5 protein-coding genes are annotated in these 3,763 nt (G+C 40.3%); all 5 read right to left on the reverse strand.

Annotated features, from left to right (window positions below):
- Positions 1–515: 515 nt before the first annotated feature.
- Positions 516–806 (reverse strand): XRE family transcriptional regulator, encoded by a 291-nt coding sequence (locus tag HWQ37_RS00470; protein WP_229475544.1) that lies wholly within the window; start codon positions 804–806, stop codon positions 516–518.
- A 434-nt stretch (positions 807–1,240) separates the two neighbouring features.
- The gene (locus HWQ37_RS00475) at positions 1,241–1,927 is read right to left on the reverse strand and encodes a thermonuclease family protein (protein WP_292742581.1); all 687 of its coding nucleotides are present in this window, start codon (positions 1,925–1,927) and stop codon (positions 1,241–1,243) included.
- Between the two features lie 135 nt (positions 1,928–2,062).
- Positions 2,063–2,515: a DUF1392 family protein gene (locus HWQ37_RS00480; protein WP_292742583.1), complete on the reverse strand. Its 453-nt coding sequence runs from the start codon at positions 2,513–2,515 to the stop codon at positions 2,063–2,065.
- A gap of 163 nt (positions 2,516–2,678) precedes the next feature.
- The gene (locus HWQ37_RS00485; RefSeq protein ID WP_292742584.1) at positions 2,679–3,167 is read right to left on the reverse strand and encodes a TIGR00725 family protein; all 489 of its coding nucleotides are present in this window, start codon (positions 3,165–3,167) and stop codon (positions 2,679–2,681) included.
- A gap of 124 nt (positions 3,168–3,291) precedes the next feature.
- Positions 3,292–3,537: a UBP-type zinc finger domain-containing protein gene (locus HWQ37_RS00490; protein ID WP_292742585.1), complete on the reverse strand. Its 246-nt coding sequence runs from the start codon at positions 3,535–3,537 to the stop codon at positions 3,292–3,294.
- Positions 3,538–3,763 lie beyond the last annotated feature (226 nt).

Genomic DNA, 3,763 nt, shown 5'->3' on the forward strand with positions numbered 1-3,763 from the left:
ACAAAAAAAGCAAGAAAAAAATCCTGACGATCAATCTATAAAATTTGTAACTTAGCTCGTAGTTCAGCCAAATTCGATTGCCCTCCTGTATATATCTCAAATGGGTTCTACAAAAGTGTTCAATGGTAAAGCGTATTAACTGATGGTCAAAACACCAGACAGTAAAAAGCTGTAGAGAAGATATTGGATTTATCGTGCCCTCTGTACAGCCACAGCCATGTCGAAACAATTGAAAAGGCGATTACATACTGAGGAGTAATAATCGCCTTAATTCTGAAAAGATTGAAGTTTTTACAACCAGTTTTTAGACGTGGTAGGTCATCGGAATCATCTCGCGGTGGCTTGGCCATTACAAGTTTTAGGCTGCGGCTACTTATCCCGCCGGCTATTGGTTTCTAATAGTTTTGTTGCTAATTCAATTTGATTGGTTTGAGTTTTGAGCGCTTCTTCCTTTCTCTGAGAGGCATCGCGTTCAATTCCTCTCTTGTATATATACTTTACAACACCATGTTGTATTATGTCAATAGGGTTTTGCATATTTCTTGTAAACTTTCAGGATTGATTACTAACGCTGGAAATAACTTCCAAATAGGTACATCAAGCGCATTGCAAATAGCAAACGCATCTTCTTTGGAAATTGATTCTGGTCTATTTCCAGGGTTTGCCCATTCAAGGTTTTGGATAAAAGTATTGCTGCGACCAGCTTGAATCGCTAATTTATCTCGGCTAGTTTTACCCCGTAGTTTTCTCAATCGCTGTGCTGTTTCTTCATCCCAAGTAAAACGAGATACATAGGACAGTTTCACAAAGCAGACCTCCTCTGTCATTTAGCTCTCCTCTAATTTACAACACCAACTTGTGTTTTTAGAGTTTTTTGATTACACTGAGGTAGTGATAACGCAAAAGCGATCGCCAGCCAGGAAGCAACGCGATCGCTTTGCAAAACTCATTTACAAAAAGTAAGCCAATTATAATGCTGAAAGTAAGCCAATTATAATGCTGACACACTTTTGGTGTGATTCAGAAATCAACCAAATGCCCCAGTCTGGGCAGATAGGCAAATACGCGATACCCAAGGGGTATGTTAATGCCACCCAGATGGCTAAAGCTAACCAGAAACTTTTGTCAGACTACATAAGACGATAGCTTTATTCTTCCCTTAACAAAGTTTTAGGTTTCAGCTTACAATTTGTCCAGCTTCTCCTGACAAAGGCTGTCCAAAATCTTCTTAAAATCACATCTACCGTTCACACCCAATCCCATCCCTATCTCGGTCAAACCCATGAGGATCGGGTGGCAGCACTTTAAACCTTCGTTGGCTAATATCTCGGCAATTTAAGTCTGGTGAATTCTTTGGAATGCAAAAATCTGGGTAAGAGGGATCACAGTTATTCTGTTGCGGCGGTTGAATCGCCTGTGAAGTTGTCTTTTGGGTAGCTCTGTGGCGGAAGTCCCAAGGCATTACAGGATTAGCCTGACTCCAAAATGCTAAACGCTGTTGTTTGGCGGTGTTTTCACCTTGCAACAAGCTATTTTTAGACTCTGGACAGCCTTTGAGATACTGACGATACACTACAGCTTGTCCCTCTTGCACCATATTGAGATTGACACTGCGATTCTCGACAAACACCTCTGCAACCAGGCGCTTATATTTGTCAGTTTCAACGGAGCGTAGAGTAATTGCTTGTCCTACTGGGAGTAATTGCTTTAGTCTTGCAGATGATTGTTGACCCCAAGGATTCTGTTTCATCTCTGGTGCATCAATGCAAGCAAGGCGGACTGTTACAGTTTTGTTACCAGTTTTCACCCGTATGGTGTCACCGTCACCTACGCTTACAACTGTGGCAGTAAGATTGTTGGCAAATACGGGTAATGTTTGAGCTAGAAGCAAAACGCTAATTGTAACAAAGCCAAATTTCGGGAGCATCTGTAGTAATAATCACTATATACTTATGATGCCCAGATAAATAGTTAAAAGTAGCTAATAAAACCAGTAACTTGAGATTAATAACCCAAATTGTTAGTTAACTTGGTACTGCTCTTTTGTCGCAACTGATAATCGTCATACACTAACATTGACTAAATCAACATCAGCAAGCCATATTGTTCTGCTTTGGGCAGACACTTCTTCTAAAATTGGGGAGCGCCACTCTACCCCATAAAGCCAATTATCTTTGAGACTAAAAATTCCTTGAATAATACGGCGTGTCGGCTGTTCACCGAAATCAACCTCAACTATATCCCCCAATTCAAAAGCCGGAGTAGAAACAGTGGACTTTTCTAATACATTTGTTGGATGAAATTCTTGCTCAGGTAAATAGAGAGTTTCATTCTGGCAAACAATTGCATAAATCCATTCCTGTTTTTCCCACAAAATACCACAGCAGTAGCCTGACAAGTCTGAGATTGGCAACAAAACTTTTTCTAAGATTCTTACTGCTACTGGAGGCAGGGTCTGACCCCACTCAGGAGAAATATGCCAACAGGATTCTAAAGCGGTAATTTGGTTAATCATCTGGGAATGTAGTTCTCTTTTTTATACATACACTCACTTGCTTCAGTCTGATCCGGAATATAATTAAAATTTCGGGAAGCTAACGCAACAGATGGGGATTTATACCCAATCAATTCGAGAGCCTCCCAATTTGAGAAGACTTTACTGATTCAGTAATTCGTAACTAAGATAAAATTGTTTTGGCAGTAGCGATCGCCTGCTCCACACTCTCCACAATATAAACATTTTCTGGCGACAGTTTTTTAAAGAAAAGTTTACTTTCTTCATCATTATTCAACAAAATTACTTGCTTATTGGCTTTCAAAGCTAGAGCAATTTCTGAAGCGGTTCCTGCACCCATTCCGCAAGCAATTACCACATCACTGGTGAGAACGTTAATATTGTTTCTAGAATTACCCATGTCTGTGAAAATAGCAATATCTACCCAAGAGGAAATACCATCCTGATTTTCACCTGGAAGAATACCAATAGTTAAACCATCAGCAGATTTTGCACCTTTACTTACTGCATCCATTACCCCTACATTTCTACCACCAGTGAGTAAAATCCATCCTTGTTTGGCAATAAGTTGACCTAGTAAATAAGCATTTTGTAAATCATTTGCTGTCGCATTTTCTCCCCGACCCATAACCCCAATAATAATTTTTCGCATAAAATTTCAGATGATACTGTTTTTGGGCGACAAGTCAAAACTGTCTCCCTAAAAGGGCGATTGGCTCAGAGGTTGGGAAGATAGCAATCACGCTCAAAGGGCAGTGAAGCGCGTTCGCCTCACTTTAATAGTTTTTTGCCTGCTCATCCAAAAAACACCATAACCACTGTTCTCCTAACTCAGCCGAGCTAATTACTGAATGTCCAGTTTCCTCGTAATGCCGTCGGGCATGTTGATGAACAGAAGAATCACAGCACAGCATCTTGCCGCAACTTTGACAAATACGCAGATGCACCCAGCGACTGTTGAGCCGGATACACTCTTCACAACGAAAGACTGGGTAGTTTGCTTTAGAAATCAGAGTTTCCATAGTCAGATTGTCTAAATGTTCGCAACTCATAGAAATTTGAATGACACGTTAATCAGAGTATAGATTAGTGCAGGGAAACACAGCTATTTTTGTTAGCACGCTTGGTAAGAGCAAATCCACTATTTGTAAGGCTTTTGGGTACGAGATGTAGTAAATGTTTAATGCGGTTAAAATTGTGGTTTCTTATATTGCAATAACAGAGCTAGCAACATGAAGCCATCGTGGA

This window comes from Nostoc sp. NMS4 (genome assembly GCF_017115095.1).
GTDB lineage: Bacteria > Cyanobacteriota > Cyanobacteriia > Cyanobacteriales > Nostocaceae > Nostoc.